This is a genomic window from Kitasatospora sp. NPDC089509 (genome assembly GCF_044749365.1).
Classification (GTDB): domain Bacteria; phylum Actinomycetota; class Actinomycetes; order Streptomycetales; family Streptomycetaceae; genus Kitasatospora.
This window is the reverse complement of sequence record NZ_JBIVHS010000029.1, coordinates 61871-79108: the sequence shown is the minus strand read 5'-3', so window position 1 is coordinate 79108 and position 17238 is coordinate 61871. Positions and strand designations below refer to the sequence as shown.

Genomic DNA, 17238 nt, shown 5'->3' with positions numbered 1-17238 from the left:
GGGCTACCGACAAGACTTTTTTCCTTGACAATTTTTCTTGTCGGTTGAATGCTGGAACGGTGCTGGACGTCGCCGTGATCGAAGAACCCGCCGCAGCCGAGGCCTCCCTGGACCCGATACGGTCCCGGATCCTCGCCTCCCTCGCCGAGCCCGGCTCGGCCGCCATGCTGGCCACCCGCCTGGGGCTCCCCCGGCAGAAGGTCAACTACCACCTGAAGGAGCTGGAACGGCACGGACTCGTCGAACTCGCCGAGGAACGGCGCAAGGGCAATGTGACCGAACGGGTGTACCGCGCCACCGCCGCCTCCTACGTGATCTCCCCCAGCGCCCTGGCCGCCGTGAGCCCGGACCCCTCCCGCTCGCCCGACCAGCTCTCCGCCCGCTGGCTGCTGGCCCTCGGCGCCCGGCTGGTCCAGGAGGTCGGCGCCCTGCTGACCGGCGCCGCCCGTGCCCAACGGCGGGTCGCCAGCTTCGGCATCGACGCCCAGGTGCGGTTCGCCTCCGCGGCCGACCGGACGGCCTTCGCCGAGGAACTGGCCCGGAGCGTGGCCACCCTGGTCAGCCGCTACCACGACGAGTCGGCGCCCGGGGGGCGCAGCCACCGGGTGGTGGTCGGGCTGCACCAGATCCCCTCGGCGGCACAGCCCGGCACCGAGGCCGCCACCGCCCCCACACCCACCGCCACCCCCGCGCCCGTTCAGGAGGACCGGACATGACCCACCCGTTCGAGATCGAGCTGGAGACGATCCTCCCCGCGAGCCCGGAACAGGTCTGGGAGGCGATCGCCACCGGACCGGGCATCGACTCCTGGTTCATGGGACGCAACGAACTCGACCCGCGCGAGGGCGGGACCCTCGTCATGGAGACCGGGGGCCACCGCACACAGGCCCTCGTCACCGCCTACGAACCGGGCAAGCGTCTGGCCACCCGTACCACCACCGCCGAGGACGGCCGGTTCATGGCCTTCGAGTACCTGATCGAGGGACGGGACGGCGGCAGCACCGTGCTCCGCGTCGTCCACAGCGGCCTGCTCGGCGACGACTGGCAGGACGAGTACGACGCGCTGCGCCGCGGCTGGCCGTTCCACCTGCACACCCTCCGCGAGTACCTCACCCACTTCCCGGGACGCACCGGCACTCCGGTCTTCGCCGCCGCCCCGGCCCCCGAGCGGCCGGGTCCGGAGGTCCGGGCCGTCCTCGCCCGGGCCCTGTCGCTGCCGCTCCCGGTCACCGTGGGCGCCCGGGCCCACGCCGAGCCGGCCGGGCTGCCGCCGCTGGACGGCGAGGTGGTCCGCGTGGACGACGAGTGCTTCGGGATCCGCACCGCCGACGCCCTCCTCACCTTCCACCACGGCAGGGGCATGGCGCTGATGTTCCATCACCTCTTCGGCGCGGCACCGGAGGACGCCGAAGCGGCCTGGCAGCGTTGGCTGACCGCGCTCCTCGCCTGACACCCCGCCCCCTCCGCCTTCCTCCGCCTTCCCCGTCTCCCTCCGCCTCCCTCCGTCTTCCCCCGACCGCACGGACCCACGAAAGAGGAACCACCCATGCGCACCCTGATCAGCACCGCCTTCATCTCGCTCGACGGCGTCATGGAGGCCCCCGGCGGCGAACCCGGCTACCGGAACTCCGGCTGGACCTTCAAGAACGTCGAGTTCGTCCCCGCGGCCTACGAGATCAAGGGGAGGGAGCAGGAGGAGGCCGCCGCCATGCTGATGGGGCGGGTCAGCTACCAGGCCTTCAGCCCGGTGTGGCCGGACATGGCCGAGTTCGCCCGCTACAAGACGCTGCCGAAGTACGTCGTCTCCACCACCCTCGCCGAGGACGACCTGGTCCCGAACTGGGGTGAGACGACCATCCTGCGCTCGCTCGACCAGGTCGCCGCCCTGAAGGAGGGCGAGGGCGGCCCGATCATCCTCCACGGCAGCGCCGACCTGAACCACAGCCTCTCGGACGCCGGCCTGATCGACCGCTACCACCTGCTCGTCTACCCCCTCCTGCTCGGCGCCGGCAAGCGGCTGTTCAGCAGCACGGACAAGGACACCCAGAAGCTGACCCTGGTCGAGCACGAGGTCTACTCCAACGGCCTGCAGAAGCAGATCTTCGACGTCGTCCGCTGACCGGCGTCGCTTCGCCGCCCGACACCGGTCCGCCGACCGGTGCCGGGCAGCTGTGGTCGGGTACCTGACCGTCCGTCGGCGATCAAAACCGGTGGACAGGTCCACGCAGGTCAACACACTGGTCCCATGACGACGAACGCGACGAGGAACGTGACGGCGGACGACGACAAGAACGACCTGCGGATCTACATCCAGGACGCCCGCGACGCCCTGGTGTGGAAGCTGGACGGCCTCTCCGAGTACGACCTCCGGCGACCGCTCACACCCACCGGCACCAACCTGTTGGGGCTGGTCAAGCACGTCACCGGGGCCGAGGCGCTGTACCTCGGCGAGACCTTCGGACGGCCCTTCCCCGAACCGACCCCGCTCTGGTTCATCGGCACCGACGAACCGAACGGCGACCTGTGGGCCCGCGCGGACGAGAGCACCGAGGAGATCCTCGGGCGCTACCGCCGGGTCTGGGCCCACTCGGACGCCACCATCGAGGCGCTGCCGCTGGACGCGATCGGCGAACTCCCCTTCGGCGACCGCCCGAAGCAGACCCTGCACCGGGTGCTGGTCCACCTGATCGCCGAGACCCACCGGCACGCAGGCCACGCCGACCTGGTCCGCGAACTCATCGACGGCGCCGTCGGCCAGCGGTCCGACGGAGCCAACATGGCTCCCGGCGAACCGAGTTGGTGGCAAACGCACCACGACCGGGTGGAGCAGGCCGCCCGACGGGCCGGCGGGCTCGCCTGAGGTGGGGACGCCGGGCACGGAGCAGGGGGTCCGGACGACCGTCCGGTGCGAGTGCTGCGGGGGCGCCGCCGTCCGGAGCATCGGGCAATTCCTGGAACACGGCACGGAGTTGCGCTGGTACGACGAGCGCCACTGCCCGTCCTGCCAGCTGACCGCATGCGACTACTCGGGCCCGGAGGCGATGCCGGCGGAGGGGCGCACGGCCCTGCTGACCGCCCACGGCCCGGCCCGGCTGCGGCTCCCGGGACCGCTCGGCGATCCGGTGGCGGCGCTGCGCGTACTGCGGGAGGAACCCGGCGTGACACTCGGGCTGGCGCGTCAACTATTGGACGAGCTGAGGGAGTTCGGCCTGACCGGGACGGCCGTCGAGATGGCGTGGCGGCGGGCGCGACTCGCCGAGCGGGGCGTCGCGGCCGAGGTCGAGGCGGGCTTCGGGCGGGCGTACCGGTACGTGGGCCCGCCGGAGTTGTGGGAGTGGGCGGTGGACCTCGGAAGCCCCGGCGGCCAACTGGTCAGGACCGAGGGGGAGTTCGCCGACTGGGCGGCGGCGCGGACGGCGGCGGAGCTCGCGGAGCCGTTCACCTTCACCGTCGACCTGGGCGGGGCGCTCCGGCTCGCCCCGCGCCGCAGTGAGCACGTGGCCTGCGCGGGTGGGGAGTTGGTGCTGAGCGCCGGGGAGATCGGGTTCCGACGGTCGGACGGCAGCGGGGGCGGCGGCGGGGGCGCCGGGGGTGGGAGACCGGGCGGGGGCTGGGAGGTCGGAACGGTCGGCAACCTGTCCACCGGCTACTGCCCGGACGTCGCCTCCTGGCCCGCCGTCGCCGCCGCCCTCGACCGGCTCGCGCTGCCGCACCCCGGCGGCTTCACCGACCCGGTGGTGTTCCGCCGCTGCCCCGGGTGCGGGCGCTGCGGCATCGTCCGGGAGGGGCACCACGTCTGCGTGTTCTGCGACGCGGACCTGCCGGAGCGGTGGAACGTGGACGACGTACCGCTGCCGTAGGCGTCCGCCGGTGAAACCCCCGTGGCGCTGTCGGGTCGGCCCGCTAGGGTCTGGTGGATCGAGGGGCGGAACCGTGAAAGGCGGGGCACGTGGGGTGTGTGCGGGTGGCCGGACTGCCGGGCGGGGTGGTGCACGAGGGGAGCCGGGAGTTCCTGGTGCGGGAGGGGTTGCCGACTACCGGGGCGTTCCTGGACTTCGGGACGCTCGACGGCGGGACGCTGCGGGCCTTCCCGACTGACGGTCCCGAGCGGCTCTACGTCCTCGGGGAGACCGACTACTGCACCCCGTTCGCCGCTGTCGGCAACCTGGTGCTGCTGGACGGCGGCACCGGTGAGGTGTCCCTGGGCAACGGCGGCCCCCTGCGGGACCCGCTGGCCACCGACCTCGCCACGCTGGCCGCGCTGGTACGGGAGGTCGAGGCGGTCGGCGAGGCGGCCCGGCACCCGGAGGCGCGGGACGGACGGCGCGGGCCCGCGGTGGTGGCCGAGGTGATGGCGGAGGCCGAACGGCGGCTGCGGGAGATCGACCCCGGGCTGTTCCGGCCCGGTGCCGCGCCCGCGCACTGGGGGACGGCGCTGCTGGTGCGGGCCCTGGGCTGGGGCGCGCTGCCCGGCGGCCCGGACGGGCCCGCGTACCAGGTCGGCGGGGAACTGGTGGCCGAACTCGCGGCACTGACCGACGAGGACGGCGGCGAGGGCCTGGTGCACCGGTTCCGGCCGGAGGCGCTGCCCGCCACCCTGGTGCACGAGCCGACCCGGCAGCTGCTCACCGAGGTCGGGCTACCGCTCGGCGGGGCGATGTTCGGGGTGTGCGAGGAGCCGCTGGTCACCATGGCGGAGGCGTACCCGGAGTACTTCGACGGCGAGGAGGAGCGCCCGTACCAGCGGGACTTCCTCGCCCTCGGGGACTGGCCCACCGACCTCACCATCGCCCTGGACGGCACCACCGGCCGACTCGAACTGCCCGACTGGTACGACGACGGCCAGCCCGAGGCCTACCTGAACCGCGACCTGTCCGCCCTGCTCTACGCGCTGTGGACGTACGAGCGGCTGCGCGCCGAATGGGACCGCTGGGACTACGGCCGGGGCCGGGACACCTGGGCGGTGTTCGACCCGCAGTCGCTGCTGAGCACCGTGGTGGACCGGCTGGTCGAGGGCGTCGACCCGGAGGCCTTCGCCTCGCCCGGCCGCTCCTGGCGGCTGCTCGCGGAGGACGGGCACATGGGCGGGCTGCTCGGGTGACGCGGGGCGGGTGGTTCCGGGGCGGGCAGTCCTGGGGTGGGCAGTCCTGGCCGGGTGATCCGGGGGCGGGTGGAGTGCTTGATCCACATCTGGGCGGGTCTTGATCCACGCCCGGTCGGGGCCGTCGCGCCGGTACGCTGCCCCGGTGACGAACATCCGTACGGCGGCCGGACGAAGACGGGCGATGCTCCTCGGCATCAGCGCCGTCCTCTCCCTCGCCTCGGCCGGCACGGTGTACGGCCTGCTGTACGTACGGTCGCTGGACTACGGGCAGCGCTGCGAGCGCGGACTGGTGTCGGGCGGCGGGCGGCTGCTGGAGACCGGGGCGTCCTGGCTGCCGCCGGACGCCTGGTGCCGGTTCGAGGACCAGAGCCTGTCCACCACCCCGTTCTGGGCGCTGCTGCTGTTCTACGGGCTGCTGACGGTGGTGGTCTGGTCGGTCAGCTCACTGGTGCGCACCCTCCGTCCGCGCCCGAACCCGGGGCTGGACTGGCAGCCGGGGCACGGCCTCGGTCCGGGGCGGTAGCCGGGCGGCCGACCGCCTCCGTCGGTGCTGGTGGTGCCGTCGGTGCCGGTGGGCGACGGCCGGTGCGCGCCCGCAGCGGGGAGAGGTAGACCGGCAGGAAGGCCGTGGCGAGGACCGCCCCGCCGAACCAGAGCGTGGTCCGCACGCCGAGGAGTTCGCCGAGCAGCCCGGAGAGCGCCGAACCGATCGCGAGCGCGCCGGTCAGCAGGAAGCGGAAGGTCGCGTTCATCCGGCCGAGCAGCGGATCAGGGGTCATCCGCTGGCGCAGACTCACCCCGAGCACGTTGTCCATGCCGGTCTTGAGCGAGACCAGCAGCCAGCCCGCCCCGGCCGGCAGCAGCCACGGCCCGCCGTCGATCAACGGCACCAGCAGCCCGGCGGGCGCCGCGCACAGGCCCGCCAGGGCGAGGGTGCGACCGTCGCCGAGCCGGGCGGAGACCGGGCGGGCGCAGCGCGAACCGAGCAGGATGCCGACCCCGCCGGCCGCCCAGAACAGGCCCAACGCCGAGGCGGGGAGATGCAGTTCCCGCACGAACAGCACCGGGAGCAGGGTGTTGACCAGCTGCGAGCCGAGGTTGTTGAGGGCCGCGGTGGCGGCCAGTGCACGCAGCCGCGGGTTGCCGAGGACGTGCCGCAGGCCCTCGGCAATCTGGGGTCCGAGGCCGGCGGTGGGAGCGGTTCCGGCGGTCGCGGGAGCGGCGGTGGCGGGAGCGGCGGTGGCGGGAGCGGTGGTGGCGGGAGGGGTGGTGGCGGGAGGGGTGGTGGCGGGAGGGGTGGTGGCGGGAGGGGCTGGATGCAGCGTGGTCAGGCGCAGGGCCGAGCCGAGGTGGCTGAGCGCGGTCACCACGATCGCCGATGGCGCGCCGAGCAGCTGGACCAGCATCCCGCCCGCGCCGCGGCCGGCGACGTTGCCGACCGCCATCAGGCCGACCACGGCGGCGTTCGCGTCCACCAGGTGCCGGCGGCCGACCAGGCCGGGCAGCACGCTCTGCGAGCCGACGTCGAAGAACACCGTGGCGGCGCCGGTGAGCAGCGCGACCGCGTACAGCTGCCCGAGGGTGAGGCCGCCCAGCCACCAGGCGAGCGGGACGGAGGCGTAGAGCAGGGCCTTCACCAGGTCGGCGACGATCAGGACGCGGCGGTGGCGCATCCGGTCGACCCAGGCTCCGGCGGGCAGGCCGATGAGCAGGAAGGCGAGGGTGCTCAGGGTGGCGAGCAGGCCGGCCTGCCCCGGGCCCGCGTCGAGGGCGGCGACGGCGACCAGGGGGACGGCGACGTAGCCGACGTTGGTGCCGAGCTGGGTGAGGGCGGTGGCGGTGAAGAGGGTGCGGAAGTCGGGGATCCGCCAGAGGGAGTCGGGGCGCATGGTCCGTTTCGGTCGCTGGTGGGTGACGGGCGCAGGTGGGCGGTGGTGGTCGCCGGTGGGTGACGGGGAGGTGCCTGATGACGGTCGCGCGACATGATCAGGTAGCACAAGCGAAAAGTTCTTCACGACCTTTAAGCTGCGCTGCATGAATGCCTCGCTCGACGTCCGCCGGATGCAGGTCCTGCGCGCCGTGGTCGACCACGGTTCGGTGAGCGCCGCCGCCGGAGCGCTCGGCTACACCCCGTCCGCCGTCAGCCAGCAGGTCGCGACGCTGGAGCGGGAGACCGGGACGGCCCTGCTGGAGCGGATCGGGCGCGGGGTGCGGCCGACCGCCGCCGGGCTGCTGCTGGCCGGCCACGCGGCCGCCATCGACCGGCAGGTCGCCGAGGCGGGCGCGGCCCTGGCCGACCTGCGGGCCGGGCGCAGCGGCAGCCTGACCGTCCGCTACTTCGCCACCGCCGGCGCCGCCCTGGTCGCCCCGGCCGTCGCACTCTTCCGCCGGGAGTACCCGGGTGTACGGCTCGACCTCGGGCTGACCGACCCGGCGGACCCGCTCGGCGAGGTGCAGGACGGCCGGGCGGACCTCGCGGTGGTGTTCCGGTCCGAGGAGACGGCCCCGACCGGCCTACGGCTGGTGCACCTGCACGACGATCCGTACCGCGCCGTGCTGCCCCGGGGACACCGGCTGGCCGCGCGGCGCGTCCTGGAGCTGACCGAGCTCGCGGACGAGCCCTGGGTGGGCGCCGAACCGCCCGGCCCCTGCCGGAGCCTCGTGCACGAGGCCTGCGACGCGGCCGGGTTCCGTCCGGCGATCGCGGTGGACGGCGCGGACTACCTGACCGCACAGGGCTTCGTCGCGGCGGGACTGGGCGTGTCGCTGCTGCCGGAGCTGGGCCTGGCCCAGCGGCACCCCGGGGTCACGGTGCGCCGGGTGCGCGGACCGGAGCCGGTGCGGACGCTGCACGCGGCGGTGCGGGAGGGGGCATGGGGGCAGCCGGTGCTCGCGGCCCTGGTGGCCGCGCTGCGGTCGGCGGCGGGGGCGGCGGAGGCGGCGGAGACTCCATCGGTCCTCCTGGGACGGGGAGTTGTGGATTCCTCCGGGATGCGTTCTCCGGTGCGCCCACCCTCGCGGGCGGCGGGTTAGCGCCCGTACAGGGGACGGCAAAGGCAAGGGGCGGGAGAGAAGGAGTGCGGACCATGGGCGGCGGTCCGGGGAACACCTGCACCGCCGCTGCGGACTTGAAGCTGCCGCAGCGGCAGCTTCTACCGTCGTGACCAGGGCCGGAGGAACCGGCCCGTCGAGCGACACCGCGCGTCGATGGACGGCCCGGGAGAAGGAGAGCGCAATGGCCTGGCCGATCGCAGAAGTCGCCCGGATGTCGGGCGTGACCGCCCGGACCCTGCGGCACTACGACGAGATCGGTCTCCTGCCCCCGGCCCGGATCGGCTCCAACGGCCACCGCTACTACGAGGAGCGGCAGTTGCTGCAGCTGCAGCAGATCCTCGTCCTGCGGGCACTGGGCGTGGGGCTGGCCGAGATCTCCCGGATCCTCGGGGACCAGGTGGACGAACTGGAGTCCCTGCGGAGCCACCACCGCCGACTGGTCGCCGAACGCGACCGGATCGACGCCCTGGCCGCCACCGTCTCGCGCACGATCGCCGACCTGGAACGCTCCCGGAAGGACGGCACTCCCATGACCAGCATCAACCGACCCGAGAACCTCTTCGAGGGCATCCAGCCCACCGAGATCGACTTCAGCCTGCGTGACTTCCCCGAGCAGGCCGAGGCCGCCCGGCGGGCGACCGCCGGGATGACCCCGGCCGAGATCGAGGCCGGCCAGCGTGAGCGGACCGCACGGATGGTCCGTCTGGCGGAGCTGATGGCGTCCGGCCAGTCGGCCGACGCCGAGCCGACGCAGCACATGATCGACGAGGAGTACCAGCTGCTCAGCGGCCTCCGCACCGTCCCGGTGGAGGAGTACCTCGCCATCGCGCGCTCGTGCACGGAGAACGAACAGTGGAGCGCCGCGTACGAGGCCATCGCCCCGGGGCTGGCCGCCTACCAGCGCGCCGCCATGGAGGCGTACGCGGCGGCCCGGCTCTCCTGAACCGGAGTCGGCGGGGCGGGGCCGGGCAGGGCCGGGAGCAGCGGGGGCGGGACCGGGGGCCGCGGGGGAGCCTCCGGCCTCCTCCCCCGGCACTCCCGGCCACACCCGGCCGCACCCCTCCGCTCCCCGCCGACTTCCCGGCGGCTCCCCTCCGGCTCCTCTCCTTCACTCCGTCCGCAGCGCCGTCACCGTGCGGGTGCGGGCGGCCCAGGTGGCGGGCAGGAGCGCGCCGAGCAGGGCCAGCACCAGGCCGCCGAGTATCAGCGGCCCCACCACCGTCGGGGAGAACACGGTGAGGTCCTGATCCGGCACTCCGAGCCCGGCGGCCTCGGCCATCGCCGGCATCACCAGGTGGTGCACCGCGATCCCGATCGGGACTCCGACCAACCCGGCCACCAGTCCGCTGCCGCAGACCGAGGTGAGCACCATGCCGATGGTCTGGCGGGGCGACATCCCCAGTGCCTTGAACACCCCGAGGTCGTGCACCCGCTCCCGGGTGTCCAGCAGCACCGTGTTGAGCACGCCCAGCCCCGCCACCACGGCGAGCAGCAGTGTGAGCGTGACGGCCAGGGTGTTCATCGCCAGCACCACGATGTTGAGGTGGTCCTCGCCGGGGTCCGCGCTCAGCCCCATCGGCTCCACCGCCGCGTCCAGCCCGTCGGCGTAGGCCTTCGCGTCGGTGCCCGGGGTGAGGTCGATGTGGAAGGAGAGCGCCTCGGCGTGGATCGGGCCGCCGAGCGGCTCCAGCGAGGCCCGGTCCAGGAACACCACGTCCTCCACGGTCAGGACCTCATCGCTGATCTTCGCCGGGGTACTGTGCCCGTGGTCGGTCAGGGTGACGGTGTCACCGACCTTGGCCTGGTTGGCCCGTAGGAAGGCCGCGCTGACCGCCACCTCGCCGGGGCCGTGGAACCAGCGGCCCTTGACCAGTTGGAAGCCGCTCCAGGAGGCGTCGCCGCTGTAGGCGACCACCTGGGAGCGCCCGGTGTTCCCCGCGACGGCGACCGGGGTCGGCACGCTGCTGTACCAGGCCCGGGTGCCTGGGCGGGACTCGATCGCCTTCCGCACCGCCGCCTCGTCCACGTGGTCGACGGCCTTGTCGCCGTCGATCGGCGCCTGGACCACGACCTTGCCCCCGCGATCGGCCGACAGGCCCTGCTGGAACAGGCCCAGCGAGAGCGTCAGCCCGACGCAGAGGGTGACCCCGATCGTGCCGAGCACCACCGCGGCGGCCGTGGTCGCCGAGCGGCCGGGCCGGTTCAGCGGGGACGCCAGCCCGAGGCTGAAGGCGCGTGGCAGCGGGAGTCGGCCGATCAGGTTCTGCAGCCGGGCCGGCAGGCCCGCCGCTCCGGCCCGGCCGGCCCCGGCGGCCGCCCGCTTGGCGCCCGGCGCCGTCCGGCCGACCGCGAGCGCCTCCACCGTGCGCAGCCGCCCGGCCCGCAGCGCCGGGACCAGCGCGGTGCCGGTTACCGCGCCCAGGGCCGCCACCGCGACCACCGCGTCCACCCAGAGCGGGATGCCGAGCAGCCCTCCGCGCAGGGCCTTGTGCGCCATGCCGAGCACCGGCACGGCGAACAGGTTGCCCCCCAACACCCCGAGTGCGGTGCCGACCCCGGCCGGGATCAGCGCCTGGCCGACGTAGGCCCGGGCCACCTGGGCCGGGGTGAAGCCCAGCGACTTGAGGATGCCGATCCGCCGGGTGGCGGCGCTCACCGCGCCGCTCACCACCACACCGATGATCAGCACCGACATGGCCAGGCCGAGCACCCCGAAGGCCGTGACGAACGGGACGAAGGTCGAGGCCGTCCGGTTGGCCTCCTCCCGGGCGGGCCGGTTGGTGGTCGCCTTGACGACCGCACCGCTCGGCACGGCGGCGGCGATCGCCGCGCTGTCGGAGTCCACGTCGGCATCGCTCGCGGCGTGGGCGAAGCGGTAGAGGTACTGGGCGGCGGGCGCCGTGCCCGGCGCGGTCAGCCCGGCCACCTGCTCCGGGGCGACCCAGCCGTCCGCGCTCCAGGAGACGGAGGCGGCCAGGCCGACGACCTTGAGCGTCGGGTGCCCGGGCAGGTCCGGGAACTGCGCGCTGTCCCCGACCGCCAGCGGGGAGTGCCCGTCCAGGAAGACCACCTCGCCGGGGCCCGCGATCCAGCGGCCCATGGTGATCCGCAGGTCGTCCATCGGGCCGACCTGGGCGCGGCCGACCAGCGTCATCGGCGGCAGCGGGCTGCCGGGCGGCGGGATCTTGGTGTCCGGGCCGGACCGCGGTTGGAGGGTGACCGCCGGGTAGGGCCCGACCGAGGCCGTCACCCCCGGTGCGTGCGCGGCCGCGGCGAGTTGGGCGGGGCTCGCCCTGGTCGGGTCGTACAGCACGTTGAGGTGCGCGCCGTGCTGCTCGGTGAACGAGCGCTCGTACGGGGCCTGGGCGGCGACCACCAGCCCCAGCGCGAGGATGCAGGCCGTCACGGACATCATCGTGGTGAGCACCATGACCAGGGTCTGCACCCGCTTGCGGCCGACCCCGGCCCGGACCACCTTTCCCATCGCACTCATGCGCCCACCCCGCTCCGGCCACCGGCCGCCGGCACCGCCGCCGTGTCCCGCACCAGCCGGCCGTCGAGCAGTTCGATCGTCCGGTCGGCGCAGGCCTCGGCGAGCGCGGTGTCATGGGTGACCAGCAGGATCGTCTGACCCTCCGCGTTGAGCCGGCGGAGCAGGTCGCGGACGTCGGCCGCGGAGGCGGTGTCCAGCGCTCCGGTCGGCTCGTCGGCCAGCAGCAGCGGCGGACGGTTCATCAAGGCGCGGGCCACCGCGACGCGTTGGCGCTCGCCGCCGGAGAGCCGACCGGGGAAGGACCCGGCGTGCCGGGCCACCCCGAGCCGCTCCAGCAGTTCCGAGGCCCGGGCCCGGGCCTCGTCCCGGCGCATCCCGGCCAGCTGGGCCGGGAGCAGCACGTTGTCCTCCACGTTCAGGTCGTCCAGCAGGTTGAAGAACTGGAACACCATGCCGATCCGCTTCCGCCGGTACTCGGCCAGCGCGGCCTCGCCCAGCTCGTGCACGGCCACGCCGTCCACCTCGACGCCGCCCTCGCTCGGGCGGTCGAGGCCGGCGATCAGGTTCAGCAGGGTGGACTTGCCACTGCCCGAGCGGCCGAGCACGGCCAACGCCTCGCCGGCCCGCACCTCCAGGTCGAGCCCGGCCAGGGCGGGACGGGCTGCGTCGGATCCGTCGTACGTCTTGCTGACGCCACGGATCCTGATGATCGGCGCGCTCACGGGCCCTCCACGGTTCTGGGTCCGGCACCGGGAGGGACCCGGTCCGGCTGACGGAACATCACGCTACGAATCCGCGACCGGGGGCGGACAGCCGTCTAAGCGGCGTCCTGGAGGTGTATCCAGATACACCCCGAACTGGGTGTTCAGGCCTAGAGCATCGGGCTTCCAGGCGGGGCAGACTGACCCAGCGAAAGATCGGAACCGGGGCCCGCGGGGCTCCGGCGGTCAGGCTCAGGGCCCTGAACGGGGGGCTCGGAACGGAGGGGGTGCGACATGGGGGCAGGAGTGATCGACCAGGCGGTCCGGCGGGTGGGCCGGGCCTGTGCGGACGGCGTACGCGCCTGGTACGCGGTGACGTTGGCCGTGACGGGGCTGATCTCGCTGCTGGCCGGGCCGGTCCTGGTGGGCGCCGCGCTCTTCGGCCCCGACGAGTCGCAACAGTTCGGGTTGGGCGGGCCGTTGATCCTGCTGGTGCCGCTGGGCCCGGTCGCCCTCTGGGCGCTGTGCTGGGCCACCGGCGGCGGTGGCCGGGCGGTCGGGGCCGTGCTGTTCGCCCCGGGCGCGCTCGCGGTGACGGCCACCCACCTGTACGGCGGCGCCGCGCCCGGCAACCGGTCCGTCTCGCTCTGGCTGGCCCCCTCCCTGCTGGTGCTCGGGCTGTTCGGGACGCGCTGGATCGCCACCGAGAGCCGACGGCTCGTCGGCCGGTGGAGCGGGCAGCCGGTCCCGGTGCCGTACCGCCGCCCGGCCGACCCGGCCGGCTCCTGGCACCGGTTGCGGTCCGGCGGCTGGCTGACCGACCCGGCCACCTGGCGGGACCTCGCCTGGACGCTCCTCACCGGCCTCGCCGTGCTGTTCACGGCCGCGATCGTGGTGCTGACCCCGCTCGCCCTGGAGGTCTTCGGCCGGAACGGGCTGCTCTTCCCGCTGGTGCTCGTCTACGGCATGGGCGTCTGGGCGGCGCCGTTCGCGATCCTGTGGGCCGCCCCGCCCGTCCTGCGGCTGCACGAGAAGGCCGCCCGGTCCCTGCTCGGCCCCTCCCGACAGGCCGAACTCGCCCACCGGATCAGCCATCTGGCACGCACCCGGGCGGACACCATCGATGCCGGGGCGGCCGAACTGCGCCGGATCGAGCGGGACCTCCACGACGGGGCGCAGGCCCGGCTGGTGGCCCTGGGGATGCTGCTGACCGTCGCCGAGCAGATGAAGCACGACCCGGAGGCCCTCGGGCCGCTGCTCGCCGAGGCCAGGACCTCCTCGGTGAAGGCGTTGAGCGAACTGCGGGACTTGATCCGGGGCATCCACCCGCCGGTGCTGGCCGACCGCGGCCTGGCCGACGCGGTCCACGCGACGGCACTGGACCTGCCACTGCCGGTCACCTTCACCGGCGGCCTGCCCGGCCGGGCGCCGGCTCCGGTGGAGTCGGCCGCCTACTTCGCGGTGAGCGAGCTCCTGGCCAACGCGGTGAAGCACGCCGAGGCCTCGCACATCTGGATCGAGATAGGGCACAGTGACGGGCTGCTGCGGATATCGGTGACCGACGACGGGCGCGGAGGCGCGGACCCGTCCCGGGGCACCGGCCTCAGCGGAACCGAACGCAGACTGGCCGCCTTCGACGGAGTGCTCGCGATCAGCAGCCCGTCCGGTGGTCCGACCATCGTGAACCTGGAGATCCCGTGCGCGTTGTCATCGCCGAAGACCTCTTCCTCCTCCGGGACGGGCTGACCCGGCTGCTGGAGGCCAACGGCATGAAGGTCACCGCAGCGGTCGAGAACGGCGAGCAGCTGCTCGCCGCGGTGGCCGCCGACCGTCCCGACATCGCGGTGGTCGACGTGCGGCTGCCACCGAGCTTCACGGACGAGGGGCTGCGCGCGGCGCTGGCGGCCCGGCAGGCCCACCCGGGCCTGCCGGTGCTGGTGCTCTCGCAGTTCGTGGAGCAGCTCTACGCCCGTGAGCTGCTGGCCGGCAGCTCCGGCGGGATCGGCTACCTGCTCAAGGACCGCGTGCTGGACGGCACGCAGTTCCTCGACGCCGTCCGGCGGGTCGCCCAGGGCGGTACCGCGATGGACCCGGAGGTGATCACCCGGCTGCTCACCCACAACTCCTCGGCCGGTCCGGTCTCCACCCTCTCCCCGCGCGAGCGCCAGGTACTGGGACTGATGGCCGAGGGCCGTTCGAACGCGGCGATCGCCCAGCAGCTGGTGATCACCGAACGAGCGGTCGCCAAGCACACCGCCTCGATCTTCGTCCGCCTCGACCTCCAGCCCTCCGACGACGACAACCGCCGCGTCCTGGCCGTCCTGGCCTACCTCAACAACGCCTGAAAAGGGTCGCCGACTGCCGAAGGCCCACCTGGGCAACCACCCAAATTGACAGGCCTCGAACAAGTGAGGGATATCACTCCGCCGCGAGGGGCTCGCCTGCCGCCGAACGGGTCATTTAGGCTGATGAGGTGCTCATCCTTGTTCGCCGCCGCCACGTGGACCTGCTCCGCGTGACGACCATGTCCTGTCGACGCTCCGGCTGAACCTCGCGCCACCCACCCTCACGGCGGCCCCGAGCGGCCGCCGCCACCTCCCGGCTACCGGAGAGCACCCCGCCGCACCAGGCGGCGCCTCCGTCCGTCCCCGGTCGACCACCGGAACCAGCCGGGACGAGACCAGCGGATGTCACACATGACGCACCAGTACGCACCCGTATCCGGAACCGGCTCCACCCCGGAAGCGCTCCCGGGGGACCTTCCCCAGGCCCTTCCCGAGTCCCTTCCGGTGATCGACCTCTCGCTCGCCGACCGCAGCCTGGAGGACCGCCGCCGGCTGCACGACGAACTCCGCGCCGCGGCCACCGGCGTCGGCTTCTTCCAGCTCGTCGGCCACGGCATCACCCCCGAGGAGACGGCTGCCCTCACCGGAGCCATGCGCGCCTTCTTCGCCCTCCCCGAGGCCGACCGACTCTCCGTGAGCAACCTCAACTCCCCGCACTACCGTGGCTACACCCGCACCGGCGACGAGCTCACCGGCGGCAACCAGGACTGGCGCGACCAGCTGGACATCGGCGCCGAGCTGCCCCCGCACACCCCCGACAGCGGCGAGCCCCCGTACTGGTGGCTGGAGGGCCCCAACCAGTGGCCGACCGCGCTCCCCGAGCTGCGCACCGCCGCCCTCGGCTGGATCGACCACCTCGGTTCGGTCGCCCGCCGCCTGCTGCACGAGCTCCTCGCCGCGATCGGCGCCCGCCCCGACTTCTACGACGACGCCTTCGCGGGCCACCCCCACCTGCGGCTGAAGCTGGTCCGCTACCCCGGCACCGCCCCGGACGGCGCCGGCCAGGGCGTCGGCGTCCACAAGGACTACGGCTTCATCACCCTGCTCCTCCAGGACACCGTCGGCGGCCTCCAGGTCGAGCGCCCGGACGGCACCTTCCTGGACGTCCCGCCGCTCGACGGCGCCTTCGTGGTCAACCTCGGCGAGCTGCTGGAGGTGGCCACCGACGGCTACCTCAAGGCCACCAACCACCGCGTGGTCAGCCCGGCCGGAGCCCGCGAGCGCTACTCCGTCCCGTTCTTCTACAACCCCCGCCTGGACGCTCACATCGAGCCGCTCGACTTCCCGCTCGCCCACCACGCCCCCGGCGCCACCGAGGACCCGGCCAACCCGCTCTTCGCCGACTTCGGCTTCAACGAGTGGAAGGGCTACACCCGGGCCCACCCCGAGGTCACCCGCCGCCACCACGCCGCCCTCGCCGGGCCTGCGGCCGCCTGAGCCCAGGGCCCGCCCGGAAACCCGCGACGGCCGAACCGGCACGCACCCCGACACATGGGGGCGTGCCGGTTCGGCCGTTCCGGCACCTCAGGGGCGTATGCCGGGTCGGGCGGCCAGGACGTCGTGACGGGCCCGTGGTTCCGGAACCGGGCCCTGGCGGGCCGCGTGGTGGAGTGGTGGAGAAGCCTTGGCCGTCGCACCGATCGATGGACCTGATCGCGGAGCGCTGTCACACTACTGCTGTCACAGCAGTAGTGTCCCGGCGCGGGAGGCGGCAAGTGGGGAAGCACGGCTCCGGGGTGGGCGAAGTGCGGCTGACGGTGGACGAGTTGGCGGCGCGGGCCGGGGTGACGGTGCGGACCGTCCGGTTCTACGGGACCAAAGGGCTGCTGCCGCCGCCGGAGCTGGGGCCGCGGCGGGTGGGCCTGTACGGGGCGGAACACCTGGACCGGCTGGGGCTGATCGAGGAGTTGCAGCGGCAGGGGCTGACGCTGGCCGCGATCGAGCGGTACCTGGCCCGGCTGCCGGAGGACAGCACGCCGCTGGGTCTGGCGATCCACCGGGCACTGGTGGCGTCCTGGACCCCGGAGGCGGCCGAGGAGATGGGCCGGGCGCAGGTCGAAAGGCGGGCCGGCCGGGGGCTGTCGGAGGAGCAGGTGGAACACCTGGTCGCGATGGGCGCCTTGGAGCGGACGGCCGACCCGGAGGTGTTCCGGGCGGACCCGGGCCTGCTGCCGCTGGGCGTGCGGATCCTGGACGTGCCGATCCCGTTGGAGACGCTGTTGGCCGCCCGCGCGGTGGTGCTGGAGCACAGCCGGGCGACGGCACGGGAGTTGCAGCGGCTGTTCCGGGAGACGGTGTGGAAGCCGTACCGGGAGAGCGCACCGGACCCGGCGGAGCTGGCCCGGATGAAGGAACTGACCGACCACATCCAGCCGATGGTGGCCCAAGCCCTGGTCACCGCCTTCCAGCGGTCGCTCCGGGAGGAGTTGGGCGAGGAGTTCGGAGCGGAGTCGAGCGAGGGACCGGACGAGCCGGGGAAGCGGGACGGGTGAGCGGGGTGGGGCCGGGCCGTGGCGACCCGACCCCACCCCGCTCATCCCG

Annotated in this window: 16 protein-coding genes; 13 read left to right on the top strand and 3 right to left on the bottom strand. The window is 73.8% G+C overall.

The genetic code is table 11. From position 1 onward, the window contains the following. Window positions 1-59: 59 nt before the first annotated feature. The 7 genes from ACIP4P_RS38445 to ACIP4P_RS38415 all read left to right on the top strand — a co-directional run bounded on the left by ACIP4P_RS38445 (window position 60) and on the right by ACIP4P_RS38415 (window position 5627). Window positions 60-716, top strand: a complete 657-nt coding sequence (locus ACIP4P_RS38445) for an ArsR/SmtB family transcription factor (RefSeq protein WP_400927278.1) — start codon at window positions 60-62, stop codon at window positions 714-716. Then, complete coding sequence (locus tag ACIP4P_RS38440; protein ID WP_400927130.1) at window positions 713-1450, top strand: SRPBCC domain-containing protein; 738 nt, start codon at window positions 713-715, stop codon at window positions 1448-1450. The genes ACIP4P_RS38445 and ACIP4P_RS38440 overlap by 4 nt, the downstream gene beginning before the upstream one ends. Before the next feature lie 96 nt (window positions 1451-1546). Then, window positions 1547-2119: a dihydrofolate reductase family protein gene (locus ACIP4P_RS38435; RefSeq protein WP_400927128.1), complete on the top strand. Its 573-nt coding sequence runs from the start codon at window positions 1547-1549 to the stop codon at window positions 2117-2119. A 126-nt stretch (window positions 2120-2245) separates the two neighbouring features. Beyond that, the gene (locus tag ACIP4P_RS38430; protein WP_400927125.1) at window positions 2246-2860 is read left to right on the top strand and encodes a DinB family protein; all 615 of its coding nucleotides are present in this window, start codon (window positions 2246-2248) and stop codon (window positions 2858-2860) included. Window positions 2861-2969: 109 nt separating this feature from the next. Next, window positions 2970-3860 (top strand): hypothetical protein, encoded by an 891-nt coding sequence (locus ACIP4P_RS38425; protein ID WP_400927122.1) that lies wholly within the window; start codon window positions 2970-2972, stop codon window positions 3858-3860. A 104-nt stretch (window positions 3861-3964) separates the two neighbouring features. Beyond that, window positions 3965-5101, top strand: a complete 1137-nt coding sequence (locus ACIP4P_RS38420) for an SUKH-4 family immunity protein (protein WP_400927119.1) — start codon at window positions 3965-3967, stop codon at window positions 5099-5101. A gap of 145 nt (window positions 5102-5246) precedes the next feature. Beyond that, window positions 5247-5627 carry a hypothetical protein gene (locus ACIP4P_RS38415; protein WP_350514554.1) on the top strand — a complete coding sequence of 127 codons (381 nt, stop codon included), beginning with the start codon at window positions 5247-5249 and terminating at the stop codon, window positions 5625-5627. Here the strand turns inward: ACIP4P_RS38415 and ACIP4P_RS38410 are convergent. After that, on the bottom strand, window positions 5542-6993 hold the full coding sequence (locus tag ACIP4P_RS38410; RefSeq protein ID WP_400927116.1) for an MFS transporter: 1452 nt from the start codon (window positions 6991-6993) through the stop codon (window positions 5542-5544). The two genes, ACIP4P_RS38415 and ACIP4P_RS38410, sit on opposite strands and share 86 nt — an antisense overlap. 172 nt (window positions 6994-7165) lie before the next feature. Between ACIP4P_RS38410 and ACIP4P_RS38405 the strand changes: the two genes are divergently transcribed. Further along, window positions 7166-8137 carry a LysR family transcriptional regulator gene (locus ACIP4P_RS38405; protein ID WP_400927275.1) on the top strand — a complete coding sequence of 324 codons (972 nt, stop codon included), beginning with the start codon at window positions 7166-7168 and terminating at the stop codon, window positions 8135-8137. Between the two features lie 202 nt (window positions 8138-8339). After that, window positions 8340-9101: a MerR family transcriptional regulator gene (locus ACIP4P_RS38400; RefSeq protein WP_400927113.1), complete on the top strand. Its 762-nt coding sequence runs from the start codon at window positions 8340-8342 to the stop codon at window positions 9099-9101. A 165-nt stretch (window positions 9102-9266) separates the two neighbouring features. On the opposite strand, the gene ACIP4P_RS38395 is transcribed toward ACIP4P_RS38400, so the two are convergent. After that, window positions 9267-11651: an FtsX-like permease family protein gene (locus ACIP4P_RS38395; protein WP_400927110.1), complete on the bottom strand. Its 2385-nt coding sequence runs from the start codon at window positions 11649-11651 to the stop codon at window positions 9267-9269. Next, entirely contained in the window at window positions 11648-12373 is a 726-nt protein-coding gene (locus ACIP4P_RS38390) for an ABC transporter ATP-binding protein (RefSeq protein WP_400927107.1), read from the bottom strand. Before ACIP4P_RS38390 ends, ACIP4P_RS38395 begins: the two co-directional genes overlap by 4 nt. A 273-nt stretch (window positions 12374-12646) precedes the next feature. On the opposite strand from ACIP4P_RS38390, the gene ACIP4P_RS38385 reads away from it, so the two are divergent. From ACIP4P_RS38385 to ACIP4P_RS38370, 4 genes are all read left to right on the top strand, one after another. Continuing rightward, window positions 12647-14098, top strand: coding sequence for a histidine kinase (locus ACIP4P_RS38385; RefSeq protein WP_400927104.1), 1452 nt, complete (start codon window positions 12647-12649; stop codon window positions 14096-14098). Further along, window positions 14050-14697 (top strand): response regulator transcription factor, encoded by a 648-nt coding sequence (locus ACIP4P_RS38380; protein WP_350514560.1) that lies wholly within the window; start codon window positions 14050-14052, stop codon window positions 14695-14697. The genes ACIP4P_RS38385 and ACIP4P_RS38380 overlap by 49 nt, the downstream gene beginning before the upstream one ends. A 342-nt stretch (window positions 14698-15039) precedes the next feature. Next, entirely contained in the window at window positions 15040-16134 is a 1095-nt protein-coding gene (locus tag ACIP4P_RS38375) for an isopenicillin N synthase family dioxygenase (protein WP_400927100.1), read from the top strand. A gap of 215 nt (window positions 16135-16349) precedes the next feature. After that, a complete protein-coding gene (locus ACIP4P_RS38370) occupies window positions 16350-17189 on the top strand; it encodes a MerR family transcriptional regulator (protein ID WP_400927272.1) in 840 nt (279 codons plus the stop codon). Window positions 17190-17238 lie beyond the last annotated feature (49 nt).

Coding starts and splice junctions, on each gene's coding strand:
- ACIP4P_RS38410 (WP_400927116.1), bottom strand. CDS start 6,993: ATGCGCCCCGACTCCCTCTGGCGGATCCCCGACTTCCGCACCCTCTTC.
- ACIP4P_RS38395 (WP_400927110.1), bottom strand. CDS start 11,651: ATGAGTGCGATGGGAAAGGTGGTCCGGGCCGGGGTCGGCCGCAAGCGG.
- ACIP4P_RS38405 (WP_400927275.1), top strand. CDS start 7,166: ATGCAGGTCCTGCGCGCCGTGGTCGACCACGGTTCGGTGAGCGCCGCC.
- ACIP4P_RS38400 (WP_400927113.1), top strand. CDS start 8,340: ATGGCCTGGCCGATCGCAGAAGTCGCCCGGATGTCGGGCGTGACCGCC.
- ACIP4P_RS38440 (WP_400927130.1), top strand. CDS start 713: ATGACCCACCCGTTCGAGATCGAGCTGGAGACGATCCTCCCCGCGAGC.
- ACIP4P_RS38375 (WP_400927100.1), top strand. CDS start 15,040: ATGTCACACATGACGCACCAGTACGCACCCGTATCCGGAACCGGCTCC.
- ACIP4P_RS38430 (WP_400927125.1), top strand. CDS start 2,246: ATGACGACGAACGCGACGAGGAACGTGACGGCGGACGACGACAAGAAC.
- ACIP4P_RS38385 (WP_400927104.1), top strand. CDS start 12,647: ATGGGGGCAGGAGTGATCGACCAGGCGGTCCGGCGGGTGGGCCGGGCC.
- ACIP4P_RS38435 (WP_400927128.1), top strand. CDS start 1,547: ATGCGCACCCTGATCAGCACCGCCTTCATCTCGCTCGACGGCGTCATG.